General features: G+C 34.4%; 11 protein-coding genes and 1 tRNA gene. 4 read left to right on the forward strand and 8 right to left on the reverse strand.

Annotated features, from left to right (window positions below):
- Positions 1-333 precede the first annotated feature (333 nt).
- From hypE to ACN4EE_RS10815, 3 genes are all read right to left on the reverse strand, one after another.
- Positions 334-1380 carry a hydrogenase expression/formation protein HypE gene (gene hypE, locus ACN4EE_RS10805; RefSeq protein ID WP_431706456.1) on the reverse strand — a complete coding sequence of 349 codons (1047 nt, stop codon included), beginning with the start codon at positions 1378-1380 and terminating at the stop codon, positions 334-336.
- Between the two features lie 81 nt (positions 1381-1461).
- Positions 1462-3465, reverse strand: coding sequence for a ribonuclease catalytic domain-containing protein (locus tag ACN4EE_RS10810; RefSeq protein ID WP_431706457.1), 2004 nt, complete (start codon positions 3463-3465; stop codon positions 1462-1464).
- A gap of 228 nt (positions 3466-3693) precedes the next feature.
- Entirely contained in the window at positions 3694-4368 is a 675-nt protein-coding gene (locus ACN4EE_RS10815) for a potassium channel family protein (protein ID WP_431706458.1), read from the reverse strand.
- 76 nt (positions 4369-4444) lie between these two features.
- On the opposite strand from ACN4EE_RS10815, the gene rfbD reads away from it, so the two are divergent.
- A complete protein-coding gene (rfbD, locus tag ACN4EE_RS10820) occupies positions 4445-5329 on the forward strand; it encodes a dTDP-4-dehydrorhamnose reductase (protein ID WP_431706459.1) in 885 nt (294 codons plus the stop codon).
- A gap of 266 nt (positions 5330-5595) precedes the next feature.
- On the opposite strand, the gene crcB (ACN4EE_RS10825) is transcribed toward rfbD, so the two are convergent.
- A complete protein-coding gene (gene crcB, locus ACN4EE_RS10825) occupies positions 5596-6045 on the reverse strand; it encodes a fluoride efflux transporter CrcB (RefSeq protein WP_431706460.1) in 450 nt (149 codons plus the stop codon).
- A 133-nt stretch (positions 6046-6178) separates the two neighbouring features.
- On the reverse strand, positions 6179-6574 hold the full coding sequence (gene crcB, locus ACN4EE_RS10830) for a fluoride efflux transporter CrcB (protein ID WP_431706461.1): 396 nt from the start codon (positions 6572-6574) through the stop codon (positions 6179-6181).
- A 108-nt stretch (positions 6575-6682) separates the two neighbouring features.
- Between crcB (ACN4EE_RS10830) and shc the strand changes: the two genes are divergently transcribed.
- Entirely contained in the window at positions 6683-8608 is a 1926-nt protein-coding gene (gene shc / locus ACN4EE_RS10835; RefSeq protein ID WP_431706462.1) for a squalene--hopene cyclase, read from the forward strand.
- Positions 8609-8740: 132 nt separating this feature from the next.
- The gene (dndD, locus tag ACN4EE_RS10840) at positions 8741-10744 is read left to right on the forward strand and encodes a DNA sulfur modification protein DndD (RefSeq protein ID WP_431706463.1); all 2004 of its coding nucleotides are present in this window, start codon (positions 8741-8743) and stop codon (positions 10742-10744) included.
- Between the two features lie 283 nt (positions 10745-11027).
- Here the strand turns inward: dndD and ACN4EE_RS10845 are convergent.
- From ACN4EE_RS10845 to pirA, 3 genes are all read right to left on the reverse strand, one after another.
- A tRNA-Phe gene (locus ACN4EE_RS10845) sits at positions 11028-11100 on the reverse strand.
- 104 nt (positions 11101-11204) lie between these two features.
- Positions 11205-13496 carry a 1,4-alpha-glucan branching enzyme gene (glgB, locus tag ACN4EE_RS10850; RefSeq protein WP_431706464.1) on the reverse strand — a complete coding sequence of 764 codons (2292 nt, stop codon included), beginning with the start codon at positions 13494-13496 and terminating at the stop codon, positions 11205-11207.
- Between the two features lie 477 nt (positions 13497-13973).
- Positions 13974-14114 carry an arginine synthesis PII-interacting regulator PirA gene (gene pirA / locus ACN4EE_RS10855; protein WP_431706467.1) on the reverse strand — a complete coding sequence of 47 codons (141 nt, stop codon included), beginning with the start codon at positions 14112-14114 and terminating at the stop codon, positions 13974-13976.
- Between the two features lie 250 nt (positions 14115-14364).
- Between pirA and ACN4EE_RS10860 the strand changes: the two genes are divergently transcribed.
- Positions 14365-14514 carry a hypothetical protein gene (locus ACN4EE_RS10860; RefSeq protein WP_431706465.1) on the forward strand — a complete coding sequence of 50 codons (150 nt, stop codon included), beginning with the start codon at positions 14365-14367 and terminating at the stop codon, positions 14512-14514.
- Positions 14515-14562 lie beyond the last annotated feature (48 nt).

The raw sequence follows: 14562 nt of genomic DNA on the forward strand, positions 1-14562 counted from the left end.
GTAGTAAAGGGCTTCAGCCCTTGTATAACCAATTACTGCAAACATCTATTATTTAGTTTTAAAAGAATCTTTATTTAGGGGTTGCTGAATAAATCAGAAGTCTATTAAAATCAAGAGTTTAGACAAACTACATTACTAAAAAAGTGCGCAGTTTTAGCAATTTTTACTCAAAAAATGAGCATTTTTTACTAAATTTCATTACTAATAACTGTGTATTCATATGCTAATACAAAGCCTCAAAACCTCGATTTTTGTAACTTATTCACTCTTCCCTTTTCCCTTTTCCCTCTTCCCTATCATCATCAAAAGACTTTTTCAGCATCCCCTATTTATTTAACAAATGCGCGGTAATTGTTCACCACTGAGCATATCAACAACCCTTTTACCGCCGATTTTATTGTTCATCACCACGATCGAATTACTCGTTTTTTTTACTTGTCCAATGACATTAGCAAAGGCATTTTTTTGCTGTAAAATAGCTAAAGTTTTAGTGACATCTTGTTCAGGAATAAACATAATAAATCTTCCTTCATTAGCCACATAAAGAGGATCAAAACCAAGAATTTCACAAGCGCCTTTGACTTCTTCAATCACATGAATTGCATCATCATTAATGGTGATTTCTAAAGTAGTAGAAAAAGCAATTTCATTCAAGGCACTAGCTAATCCTCCCCTAGTTAAATCCCTTAAACAATGAATGTTAATACCAGCATTTAATAACTCTAAAATGGTATCGGCTAAAGGTTCACTATCACTTTCGATGGTAGTTTCAAACTCTAAACCCTCTCTAATTGCCATAATCGCAATGCCATGTCTGCCAATATCACCGCTAATTAAAATGACATCATTAGGTTTTATAGAAGTAGGATTTATGTCTAAATTATGGTTAATAATTCCAATGCCTGAAGTATTAATAAAAATACCATCTCCTTTGCCTTTTTCTACAACCTTAGTATCCCCCGTAATAATTTTTACTTTGGCAATTTCTGAAGCCTTTTTTATGGATTGAATAATTTGCCATAAAGTATTAATTTCTAAACCTTCTTCTAAGATAAAACTGAGACTTAAATACTGAGGAATTGCTCCCCCCATTGCTAAATCATTTACTGTACCATAAACCGCCATTGAACCAATATCTCCTCCTGTGAAAAATAGAGGATTTACCACATAAGAATCAGTCGTAAAAGCAATTTTTTTACTAGAAAGATTAACTACGGCACAATCATGCTCAATATTATTTTCGGGAGGAAAAGTTAACAAAAACATCTCATTGATTAACTGTCTCATTAATTTACCTCCGCTACCATGACCCAGTAAAATATGAGGATATTTATTAATAGGTAAAGGGCAATTAATTTGAAATTGTGATTGATTATTCATGCTTTTATCAAGAAATTTTATAGATATTTTGTTGGGTTACGCTATCACTAACCCAACCTACAAATTAAATGTAACTAATTATTAATTGATAATTGCTTCTTTGAATCGAATTTCATCTCTTTGAGGATCACAGAAATGCACTTGTAATCTAAGCTGTTCACCAATTTTCACAACTCGATCGAAACGATGAGCAAATTCTAAGCCCAAGTCTTCCAATAAAATCAAGGCTAAACTCTCGTCTTCCCGTAACCATCGCAACACTAAACCGTGCCAAACTTCGCTACTATGTTTGAGTAAATATTGTAAACTCCAATAACGATTCGTTTGTCTTTCCACTAATACCGCTTCGGAGGAGGTTGCCATGACTTCAAAAATCATCTCTTGCATTCTATCCCGTGAGAAAGGTAATTCATCCCCTCGTAAATAGGCTTTAATTTGAAAATGGGCGAGTAAATCCGTATAACGGCGAATGGGAGAGGTAACTTGAGTATAGGTTTCCAAGCCTAAACTAGCATGACGGGCGGCGGATAATCCCGTTTCACTTTTTGGCATACAACGTCTTAAAGCACATGATCTTACAGGACCAGGGGGTAAAAGTATTAATTCTTCTTCTGGAGGTAATTCGGGTTGAGGTTGACTGCGAAACGCCACGGGAATACTGTTTTCTTGACAGAATTTTCCTGCTACTTCTCCTGTTAAAATCATCATCTCTGCTACTAAGGAGCGAGAAAATGAGGGATCAAGTAGTTCGATCGAAACCTCCTCATTATCCTTAACTTTAATGATAGCTTCTGGCATGGAAATCATCACCGCACCATTCTCTTTACGCCATTGCGATCGTTTTTTGGAGGCTTCCGCTAACTGTTTTACTTCTTTTTCCGCTTGAATATCTAAGTGCAACATCTCATCAACATCGTGATAGGTTAAACGATAGGTTGGCTTAATGAGGGTAGAGTGAATTTCATAGTCTATAACCTCACCAGCATCCCCTAGAGTGACCCCAAAACTCAATGCAGGGCAAATTTGACCTTGAACCAAACTCATCGGTCCTGTAGCCAATTCTGGGGGAAACATGGGAATCATCCCTGTCGGTAGGTATAAACTGGTACTGCGTTTACGCGCTTCTTTGTCTAAAATGTCGTCGGGCTTGATTAAACGGCTAGGGTCTGCTATATGTATCCAATACTTTAAAGTGCCGTCTTCTAGGGTTTCCACACTTAAGCCGTCGTCGATTTCTTCGGTGGTTTCGTCATCGATGGTATAAACTTTATGGTGAGTCAAATCTAGTCGATGGTTGCTATCTTCGATCGAACCCGTACTAATTTGTTCTAAGATATTATGAGCAATTTCGGATACTTGTAAAGGGAAGTAACTAGGGTACGAACTACGGCGTAAAAAGATGTTTTCGTGTTTATCCCATAGTCTTAAATCTATGAGTAATTGTACCGCAGAATCACCACTTTTTTGTCGATCGAGGGCTTCTAAAATTTCTTGAGCTTGTTTCGGAGGATTATCGGGTTGTAGGGCATATTTTTCTAAAAAATTGAGCTTCACAGAATCGCTATCTTGCCATTTCACCGTTTCTCCTGCTAAAACTTTTTGTAATTTTAAGATAAATCCTTCTTTTTCCTGTTTTCTTTGGGCTTCTATTTCAATTTGACGCTTGATTTCTTCTACTTGAGCGCTCGATCGAGGTTCATAAATATCCCCTTTTTTCTTAAAATAAATTTTATCCTCCGACAGCAGAATATGAGTTGCGTAACATACGGCGGGAGAATCATCGGAAAAAATCAAAGAGGCTAACTCTGAAGGGGTAACGGCTGTTGAATCTTCCACCAATAACTCCCATGCTATCTCTAAATTGGAACTATCCAAATAAGGCTCTATTTCTGCCTTAAACTGGGGTATTTCAGTGTATTTAAAACTTTGTCCTTCAATTTGATAATCTACTCTCTGAGGACGAATTTTGTGGGGATTTCCTCTTTCATCTATGGCTATCCAATCTTTTTTTCCCTCAGGTTTTTCTACTACAGCTAAACGACGATCGTTGTTGACTCTAAATTCAACTAAAGTACCTTTTTCCACCCTTTCCTTCCTTAATGCTTAATTTTGGGATATTAATTTAATTTACCTCAAATCGTGAATAATGAATAGTTAATAGTTAATAGTGAATAGAATAAGAGTTTTAGTTATTTTTCAGAATTAATAAAAAACACAATTAGTTTCAGAATTAATAAAAAACACAATTAAGGGTTCTTCAAATTACAATTCTACTGTAGAACGGGCATCTTGCCCGTAATTAGGGTAATCAGGCTAAGAAAGTCCGAGAAAATCGATTAATTGTTTAACCTGATTCGGTTTGGTTACTGCTAAGATAGTTGAGCCACATTCTAAGACTGTGTTACCGTTGGGAATGCTTAGGCTATCGTTGGGATTTTTCTGATAACCGATAATCAGTGTACCTGCTGGAAAGTTAGAATCTTGAGCTATCTGTGCGATCGTACGCCCCACAATATCACAATGATTGAGTAGGGATAATTTTAGCACTTCTATTTCTCCTTGTTCAAAGTGCATCATGGCTTCCACTTGTGGATATTCTATAGCGTTGATGACACGGTTAATGGCTAGTTCTGTTGTACTAATAATATGGGTAGCCCCTGCTAATTGATAAGGTTGGGCAAAATCTCGATCGCTCATTCTGACGACAATCTGAGGTACATTATAATATTTACAGAGAGTAACTAAGGCAAGGTTAAGGGCATCTTCTTGTAAAGTAGCAATAACGGCATTAGCTTTCTGGATACCTGCTTCGATTAAAATATTGGTGTTGACGGCGCTACCCTCAAAAGCCATAACTCCAATTTTCTCTCTTGCATATTGACAAGCTGATGAGTCTATATCCACCACTGCCACAGTATGCCCCATTTTGACAAGGGTTTTCGCTAAATCTGCCCCCATCATGCCAACTCCGCCAATGATAACGTACATTTTTACCCTCCTTAATAGTTATAAGATAGAATTATAAAATATTTATTGACAAAAAATTGATTTTTTATTCTTAATTATGACTAAAATTTTATTGTTTGGTAGTCAAGGACAAGTAGGCACAGAATTAACTTATACTTTACCCCATATAGGAGATTTAATTAAGTTCGATCGAACCTCCCTTGACTTAACTAATGAGGAAAAACTTAGGGAAACTATCCACACGATTAAACCAGATATTATTGTTAATTCTTCTGCTTATACTGCCGTTGATAAAGCCGAATCAGAGTTAAATTTAGCTTATCAGATAAACTCGATCGTGCCTCAAATAATGGCTCAAGAAAGTGCTAAAATTAAAGCAAAATTAATTCATATTTCCACTGATTATGTTTTTGATGGCAAAGCAAATACTCCTTATTTAGAGACAGATTTAACTAATCCATTAGGAGTTTATGGTAAAAGTAAACTAGCAGGAGAAGAAAATATTAAGCAAAATACTGATAATTATATTATTTTAAGAACGGCATGGGTTTATGGAGTTTATGGTAAGGGAAATTTTCTGAAAACTATGATGAGATTAGCTAAAGAAAGAGAGGAAATAAAAGTAGTAATAGATCAAATTGGATGCCCTACTTATGCCGAAGATATAGCTTTAGTGATTAATAAATTAATCAGTCAATTATCGAATGAAAAAAACAGTCAAAAAACTTATCATTTTACTAATTTAGGAGTTTGCAGTTGGTATGATTTTGCCGTAAATATTATTAAGTTAGCTCGAAAATTAGGCTACGATTTAACAGTCAAAGAGATATTGCCTATTTCCACATCCGAATATCCAACCCCCGCAAAACGTCCTGCTTATTCTGTCTTAAATACCAGAAAAATTAGTCAAGATTTAGACTTTATTCCTACCTATTGGCAAGATTCTTTAACTAAGTATTTTGAAAAAATTAGTGATATTTAATCTTTTATACCATAGTATTTATTTTTCTCTCGCAAAGTCGCAAAGAGAAACAAAGAGAAAGGGAAAAAATATGCACATATATTCTCATTTTATTTATTATTATGAGAGAAGTTATTATATATAGCAATCAGAAATTATTTATGAGAAATAAATTACTAGCAAACAAATATCAAAGATACCATAAATGTTGTTTCTTGTCTTCTATAATAAGATATTTTCACAACTTATAAATGACTGCTATATTTAAGAATAACCTAGTATTTAATTTATGATTTATAATGTTTTTGACTAAATTTAATTGCTAAAAAGTTACCCAATTCAAAACTAATAATTCCTAAGATTATACTGCCTAACCAATAAACTGAAGTTTGTAATAATTTTCCTCTCTCTAAAAGAATTTCTGTTTCTAACTCATAGGTAGAAAAAGTTGTATATGAGCCTAAAAAACCGACTATAAATAGATAACGAAAATCATGGGTAATCATATTCATTTTAAAGTGAAAATGTGCTATAAATCCCATTAAAAAAGCTCCTGAAATATTAATTATAACGGTACTAAAGGGAAAGTTATACTGTAACCATTCATTGATATTCTGAATTAAATAATAACGCATTAATGCCCCTAATATTGAGCCTAAACTTATGGCTATAGGTATTCTAATTAAGGGATGTTTTAGTAAAATTAATGAGGTTAATAATAATTTTTTATTATTCATTGATATTTTTTTCTAATAATTTATCATACTCAAAGTAGAAGAACCATAATTTTTAAAAACCCTATATTTTAGATTAATTATATTTGGTGGTGGGCATTGCCCACCCTACTTTATATTTTTTAGTTATTTAATATTAAATATACTTGAAGATAAATTTAGTTAAATTAATTCCTATTTCTAAAGCTAAAATTCCTATAAAAACACTGCCAATGCCATATAATAGACTATGATTTTTTTGACTATTTTTCCACAATTTAGAACTTTCGAGAATATAAGTAGAAAAGGTTGTATAAGAGCCTAAAAATCCTGTTACAAATAATAACTGAAATGGAGAAGATACGATCGATTCTTGCACCAGAAAGGCAAAAATACCGATGAAAAAACAACCAGAAATATTAATAAAAAATGTGCCAAAGGGAAAATGTTTACTATAGTCAGCAAAATATATTGTTAAATAATAACGGCTTAATGCCCCTAATATCGCACCAAGGGAAATTAATAAGGGTATTTTTAAAGCAAAATCATTCATTGGTTAGGATACATTTAAAGGAAAGAAGTAATAACTACCTAGGTTCGATCGATCTCAAATGTTGATAAAATTAGGTAAATTATAAAATAATTCTTTAATTCTAGTTCCATGACTGCAAATAATTCTACTATTGACAGGTTAACCACAGAAACAGCGATTAAAAAAGCCCAAGATTATCTTTTCTCTCTACAACAAGATGATGGTCATTGGTGCGCCTATTTAGAGTCTAATGTTACTATTACCGCCGAAGCTGTCTTGCTTTATAAAATTTGGGGTATCGATAATCAAAAACCTTTACATAAAATTGAGCATTATCTTCGATCGAAACAGTGTAGTCATGGCGGTTGGGAGTTATACTATGGTGATGGCGGAGATTTAAGCACTTCGGTAGAAGCCTACATGGCATTAAGATTACTGGGAGTTAGTGTCGATGATGGTGCATTGGAAAGGGCAAAAAAATTTATTCTCAGTAAAGGCGGTATCAGCAAAAGTCGTATTTTCACTAAGTTTCACCTTGCTTTAATCGGTTGTTATGATTGGCGTGGTGTGCCTTCTATTCCACCTTGGATTATGTTATTGCCTAATAATCCCTTCTTTACTATCTATGAAATGTCTAGTTGGGCAAGAAGTAGCACTGTACCCTTATTAATTGTATTCGATCGAAAGCCCGTTTTTGCCATCGAGCCGAGAATTAAATTAAACGAGTTATACAGCGAAGGCATCGAAAACGTTATCTACGAAATGCCCCGTAATGGCGATTGGACTGATATATTTGGACAATTAGACAACCTATTTAAACTAGCAGAAGACTGGAATCTTGTACCCTTCAAAGATGAAAGTATCCGTGTCGCTGAAAAATGGATTATCGAAAGAGAAGAAATAACAGGGGATTGGGGAGGTATTATTCCTGCTATGCTTAACTCCCTTTTAGCCTTTAAAGCCTTACGATACCACGTTAACGATCCTATGGTAGCACGAGGTTTACAAGCCGTAGAAAATTTTGCCATAGAAACCCATGATGATTATTTTGTACAAGCCTGTGTTTCTCCTGTGTGGGATACAACTTGGAGTTTACGCGCCCTCGTAGAGTCTGGAGTTGCACCAAATCACCCCAATTTAGTCAAGGGAGGAGAGTGGCTACTAGATAAACAAATCTTTGATTATGGAGATTGGGTGGTTAAGAATCCTCATGGCAAACCCGGAGGTTGGGCGTTTGAATACGAAAACCGTTTTTATCCCGATATGGATGATTCCTGTGTGGTAATGATGACTTTACATCAATTGCAGTTACCCGATGAAAACCTGAAACGGGAAGCGATTTTGCGTTGTTTACGGTGGGTTGAGTCGATGCAATGTCATAATCACGGTTGGGCGGCATTTGATATTAATAATGATGCCAATTGGTTAAATTACCTCCCCTATGCTGACTTAAAAGCCATGATTGATCCTGCTACTGCGGACATTACTGCTAGAGTATTAGAATCGGTGGGAAGCTGTGACTTGCCTATGAGTGCCAGTAGAGTGCAAAATGCTATTGGTTATCTGATTCGTCAACAGGAGGAAGATGGTAGCTGGTTTGGTCGTTGGGGTGTAAACTATATTTACGGCACATCAGGCGTTTTATCGGCTTTAGCAGTAATTGCGCCCAAAGTCGAAAAAAATGTTATCCAAAAAGGAATTAATTGGTTAGTTAGTTGTCAAAATTCCGATGGTGGTTGGGGTGAAACCTGCGAAAGTTATAAAAATCCTGCTTTGAAAGGTAAGGGTAAATCCACCGCTTCTCAAACGGCTTGGGCTTTAATTGGTTTATTAGACGGGGGAAGTTCGATCGAATTTTTACCAGAAAATAGTATTAAAAAGGGCATCGAATATCTTTTGAGTCAACAAACAAATGAAGGCACATGGGAAGAAAAAGAATTTACAGGCACAGGCTTTCCAGCGCATTTTTATATCAACTATCATTTATATCGTCATTACTTCCCTTTAATTGCCCTAGGAAAATACCATGACATCTTTTTATCCGCCAATCATTGATGGTGATGTAATCTCAATTCGAGATAAAATTTATGATTTTGCTACCGTAAAACAGGCATCTTGCCTGTTGCTTCTTGCCTTTTGCTTCTTGCCTTTTGCCTACTATTTATTTTCTCGAATATACAAATTTGAATGATTACTTTTAAACAATTAATATTAGAAAACTTTGGTCCCTATAAAGGTAAAAATATTATTAATTTAGTGCCAGAAAATCCCGAAAATCAAAGTCCGATCGTACTTATAGGGGGGATGAATGGAGGCGGTAAAACAACTTTAATGGATGCTATTAGATTAGCACTTTATGGCAAACGATCGAGCTTTTCTAGTCGAGATAATATAAGTTATAACGAATATTTAATTCAATCAATTAATAACAAAATTGACTTAGGAGAAAAAACCAGAATAGAATTGACATTTGAACATATTGTTAATGAAAAATGGACAGAATTAAAAATAGTCCGTTATTGGGATAAAAATGTAAGAGATGGAAATGATAATTTAGGAATTATTGAGGGAGATTTTCCTGAACTTAATTTAACAGAAAATTGGGAAGAATATATCGAAAATTTTTTGCCTTTAGGTATATCTAATTTATTCTTATTTGACGGTGAACAAGTTAAAGAATTAGCGGAACAAGACGAGCCGACTAATGATGTTAAAAAAGCGATAAAAGCCTTATTAGGTTTAGAATTAGCGACTCAATTAATCACCGATTTAGATATTTTAATTAGTCGCAAACAAAAAGATATTGATAACAACAAAGAAAAGGAAGAAAACTTAGAGAATATTCAAGCAGAATTAGCTTATTTAGAAAAAAATAAAAATACTTTATTACAGGAGTTAACGGAAGAAGAAAAAAAATTAAAATTAGCTACTAAAAATTATAACGAAGCCTCTAGCAATCTTAGAGATATAGGAGGTAAAATTGCCACTGAAAAAGAAAAACTTAGGATTGAAAAAGAGTCCGTAGAGAAAAAAATAGTAGAGATTGAAAAAAGTTTAATTCATTTAGCAACTCAAGTTACTCCTTTAGGTTTAATTTCAGATTTATTAATAGACTTAATTAGACAAATTGAAAAAGAATCTAAGTTAACTCAAATCAAAAATGCTCAAGGTTTATGGCAAGAAAAAGATGAAAAATTGTTAGATTTTCTCAACACTTTAGAGATAAAAGGAAATAAGTATGAGCAAATTGCCAATTTTTTAGAGAAAGAAAATCGATTTTTAAGTCAACAATTAGAAGGAGAAAAGATTTATTTAGATGCCGATGAAATAACCTTACCAAAGTTAAATCATATTCTTAATGATTTACTGCCTTTTCAACAAAATCAAGTCAAGGAAAATATTGTGAAATTAACTCAGTTAGAAAAACAATTAATTACCCTTGAGCAAAAAATGTTAATCGTTAACTCTCCTCAAGAATATAAACAATTAGAAAATAAATATAAACAAGAAGAAAAAATTTTAGTTCAAATAAAAAGTAATTGTCACACTATCAAACAAACCTTAACGGCAGTGGAGAAAAAAATCAATGAGGTAAGAAAAAAATTAAGTCATTATGGAGAAGATAATATTCAACAAAAACAGGCTAAACATATCGCCGAATTAATGCCAAAAATTAAACAAACTTTGAGTTTATTTCAACAAAAATTAACCCTCAGAAAATTAAACAAATTAGAGTCAGAAGTTACTAACTGTTTTCGTTATCTACTTCATAAGTCTAATTTTGTGGGAAAAGTGGTTATTTCTACGGAAAGTTTTGCTTTAAGTTTATATGATAATAACGGTTTATTGTTACCTAAAAATCGTCTTTCTGCTGGAGAAAAACAACTTCTTGCCATTGCTTTATTATGGGGATTAGCAAGGGTATCTGAGAAGAATCTTCCTGTGGCTATTGATACTCCATTGGGACGTTTAGACTCATCCCATCGTCATAATTTAATCGATCGATATTTTCCCACAGCATCGCACCAAGTGATATTACTTTCTACAGATACAGAAATCGGAGAAGCAGAGGTAAATTTTTTACGAGAAAAAGAATCGATCGCACTGGAGTACTTATTAGATTATGATAGTAAAATGAATCAAACTACCATTAAATCGGGGTATTTTTCTTTTAATAAAAACAAATCATAAAGTTACATTAGGAAAAAAAAAGATAACGAGCAAACGCTAAAAGCAAAGCAATAATTATCCCTCCAGCCATCGATCGTACCACAAACTCCCAAATCTTTACTTAATTTTATCCTTTTTTACTCAACAATCCCTTAACCGCAATTTTCACACTCATAAACTCTTTTTGAAAGAGGCATTATAGAAGCTATCCTGATGTCCTTTCTTCTTAAATTTTGGTTGTTTAGTATATTTATGAATCCACCAATTTTTAGATGAAAAAGTTGAAATGCTTATCAATTGGTTATGGCGGGAGGCGGAATTGAACCGCCGACACGAGGATTTTCAGTCCTCTGCTCTACCAACTGAGCTATCCTGCCTGACTTTCGTCACTTATATAATATAACTAATTTTTTGATGATTGGCAAGGGTTTTTTGAAAAAATTTTTAGATGAGCTGTGGTGGGCTATGCCCACCCTACTTTTTAGCTGTGGGAGTCGATCGAATTAGTGGTTTTTGAATCAAGTTTTAACATCAAAACACCAAGGGGAGGTAAGCACAAATCAAGAGAATCAGGATAGTTATGGAAGAACCATTTTTCTGTCCATTTACCGCCTAAATTCCCCATATTGCTACCACCGTAATCACGAGAATCGCTGTTAAAGATTTCGCTATAGAATCCTTCTTGGGGAACGCCAATACGATAATGACTATGGGGTTGAGGAGTAAAGTTACAAACAATGACGATAAATTCACCGTTTTTGCCACGACGTAAAAAGGCAACGACACTATGACGATTATCGCTACAGTCAATCCATTGGAAACCTTCTTCCTCAAAATCTAATTCGTATAAGGCTGATTCATTTTTATAAAGGGTGTTGATGTCAGCAAAGAATTTTTTGAGTTGTTGATGTTTTTCGTATTGTAATAAATGCCATTCTAAGTCTGTCCAGACATTCCACTCACTCCATTGTCCAAATTCCATGCTCATAAACATCGTTTTCTTACCCGGATGAGCAAACATATAACTGAAAAGAGTACGCATATTAGCAAATTTTTGCCATTCATCCCCCGGCATTTTGCCAATCATGTTGCTCTTACCGTGTACGATTTCATCGTGGGATAAAGCTAACATATAGTTTTCACTGTGATGATACCACATACTAAAGGTGATACTATTTTGATGGAATTGGCGAAACCAAGGATCCATGCTAAAGTAATCGAGCATATCGTGCATCCAGCCCATATTCCATTTCATGTTGAAGCCTAAACCGCCCATATAAGGGGGGCGAGATACCATTGCCCATGAGGTCGATTCTTCGGCGATCGAAAGGATACCGGGGAAGTAATTAAAGATAGTACCATTGACTTGGCGCAAAAATTCCACTGCTTCGATGTTTTCTCTACCGCCGTATTGGTTTGTCACCCATTCTCCATCTTCTCGATCGTAATCTAAATAAAGCATAGAGGCAACGGCATCAACTCTAATACCGTCAATATGGTATTTATCGAACCAAAATAAAGCATTTGCTACCAAAAAGTTACGAACTTCGTTACGCCCATAATTAAATACTAACGTTCCCCAACCCTTGTGTTCACCCTTGCGAGGATCTTCATGTTCAAATAAATGTGTACCATCAAAGAAGGCTAAACCATGACCGTCTTTAGGAAAATGTCCGGGTACCCAGTCCACGATAACTCCAATACCTTCTTGGTGACATTTATCGATAAAGTACATTAAATCTTCAGGACTGCCGTAGCGAGAGGTGGCGGCGTAATAACCTGTTACTTGATAACCCCATGAGCCATCGAAAGGATGTTCCGCTACGGGTAATAATTCAATGTGGGTATAACCTAATTCTTTGACGTAGGGAATTAATTTTTCGGCAAATTCATAGTAGTTTAAAAATCGGGCTGATGATTTTAATTCGGATACGGGTACGATTTCGGCAGTTTTACCATATTGTTTTACAGGTTCTTCGATCGAAGTGTGCAACCATGAGCCTAAGTGCATTTCATACACAGAAACAGGCTGAGTGAGGGGATCGGTATTTCGTCTTTTTTCGAGCCATTCTTGATCATTCCATTGATAAGAGTCTAAATCAGCGACGATCGAAGCGGTTTTGGGGCGTACTTCTTGATAAAATCCAAAGGGATCAGATTTTTCGTAAATATGCCCTTCCCAATTTTTGATTTCATATTTATAATGAGTGCCATAGTTAAGATCGGGAATAAAGAGTTCCCAAATCATGTTTTGGCGTTTGCGCATTTGATGCTCTCGTCCATCCCAACAGTTGAAATCCCCTAATACTGATACGTTTCTTGCATTGGGCGCCCATACCGCAAAATAAACCCCTTTTACGCCGTTTTGTTCAATAACGTGAGCACCTAGTTTCTCATAAATACGATGATGATTTCCTTCGCCAAACAAGTGTATATCAAAATCGGTTAACTGTCCTTCCTTGAATTGATAGGGATCATAAATGACTTTTTCGTGATCTCCTTCTTTGACGCGCAGTTGATAACTATTTAATTCTTCCGCTTCGATTTCGCACTCGAAAAAATTAGGGTGATGGTTCGATCGCATTTCATACTCTTGACGGCTATCAGGAATCACCACAGAAGCGCTAGTCGCTTTCGGTAAATATGCTCTTACTACCCATAGTTTTTGATTATTGGTTTCTGAAAGAAGATGACAACCAAGTATTTCAAAAGGATCATGATGTAAGTTATGAACAATTTGATTAACTTGATCAGAAGTTATAGTTGTAGGCATTTAATTCTTGATATTTAAACTTTTTTAATATTGTTCTAATCATAATAGCTAGTTTTGCAGTTATGGAAATTTTGTTTTTTTGCGATAACATTTCCCTATGTTGGAAAAATCTGAGTGCAACATAAAATGATGAAGATATGAATATAAGTCTGTGGGCAATTAATTACGGGGTGCTGAAAAAGTATTTTGATGAAGAGAAGTAATAGATAATAGATAATAGGTAATAGGTAATAGGTAATAGTTTTGGAGTTACTAGGTAGATAGACAAAATTATTTACAGTGTTTCTTATTGTAAGAATATCGAAAATAGACAATTAAGCTCATTGCCTTCTGAAATTAATTTTGTCCAATTACTTATACCATAGTGTAAGATTTGTATTTTGTGTTTTTCTGCTTAGTTTTTTATCAAAAAAAAAAAGGGGTTTCCCCCCACTGACTGACTCTAAAAAAGCATTATCTTTTAAACAAGTTAAAAACTTAATTCAAATGTAAATAAGCGGCTTCTCTTTCCAACTGTTCGATTAATTTTTGATCCCCTTGACTTCTGGCAACTTCTAAACGATGCTCTAAATTTTTGCGTAAACTGTCTTTATAGGCTTGTCCTGCATTAGCACTCATTTGATTTTTACGAGCAATATTCATCATTTTTTTATACCCCTTTTTTAAATTAATTAATTATTATTTACTTTTATCTATTTCCATAATAGCAAAAAAAAGAAAAACTGTATCTTTTGTTACAAAAACTTAATACCCCATAGCAATCTTAACATTTTGATATTGAAAACTTGAAACATATTTTAATATAACCGCCGATAAAGAGGTTTAGTTATAATATTCACTGAAAATAAAGATAAATGAAAGTAAAAAAATGTTATTAGGTGCAAGTATCATCACAGTTTCAGCATTATTAGTTTATTTTGTCACGATTCTCAATGTGGGAAAAGCACGGTTCAAATATAATGTATTGCCACCTGCTATGAGTGGAGATGAAAATTTTGAAAGGGCTAACAACAGTTAACAAAAATTTACTTAATTCTTTTTAAAATTACTCATTTATAATGCTAAA

It is taken from the genome of Geminocystis sp. CENA526, assembly GCF_050753365.1.
GTDB lineage: Bacteria > Cyanobacteriota > Cyanobacteriia > Cyanobacteriales > Cyanobacteriaceae > Geminocystis.

What these genes read in the sequence shown, in the direction of transcription:
- glgB (WP_431706464.1), bottom strand. Translation starts at nt 13,496, where the DNA reads ATGCCTACAACTATAACTTCTGATCAAGTTAATCAAATTGTTCATAAC.
- crcB (WP_431706461.1), bottom strand. Translation starts at nt 6,574, where the DNA reads ATGAATGATTTTGCTTTAAAAATACCCTTATTAATTTCCCTTGGTGCG.
- pirA (WP_431706467.1), bottom strand. Translation starts at nt 14,114, where the DNA reads ATGAGTGCTAATGCAGGACAAGCCTATAAAGACAGTTTACGCAAAAAT.
- shc (WP_431706462.1), top strand. Translation starts at nt 6,683, where the DNA reads ATGACTGCAAATAATTCTACTATTGACAGGTTAACCACAGAAACAGCG.
- rfbD (WP_431706459.1), top strand. Translation starts at nt 4,445, where the DNA reads ATGACTAAAATTTTATTGTTTGGTAGTCAAGGACAAGTAGGCACAGAA.
- ACN4EE_RS10860 (WP_431706465.1), top strand. Translation starts at nt 14,365, where the DNA reads ATGTTATTAGGTGCAAGTATCATCACAGTTTCAGCATTATTAGTTTAT.
- dndD (WP_431706463.1), top strand. Translation starts at nt 8,741, where the DNA reads ATGATTACTTTTAAACAATTAATATTAGAAAACTTTGGTCCCTATAAA.
- hypE (WP_431706456.1), bottom strand. Translation starts at nt 1,380, where the DNA reads ATGAATAATCAATCACAATTTCAAATTAATTGCCCTTTACCTATTAAT.
- crcB (WP_431706460.1), bottom strand. Translation starts at nt 6,045, where the DNA reads ATGAATAATAAAAAATTATTATTAACCTCATTAATTTTACTAAAACAT.
- ACN4EE_RS10815 (WP_431706458.1), bottom strand. Translation starts at nt 4,368, where the DNA reads ATGTACGTTATCATTGGCGGAGTTGGCATGATGGGGGCAGATTTAGCG.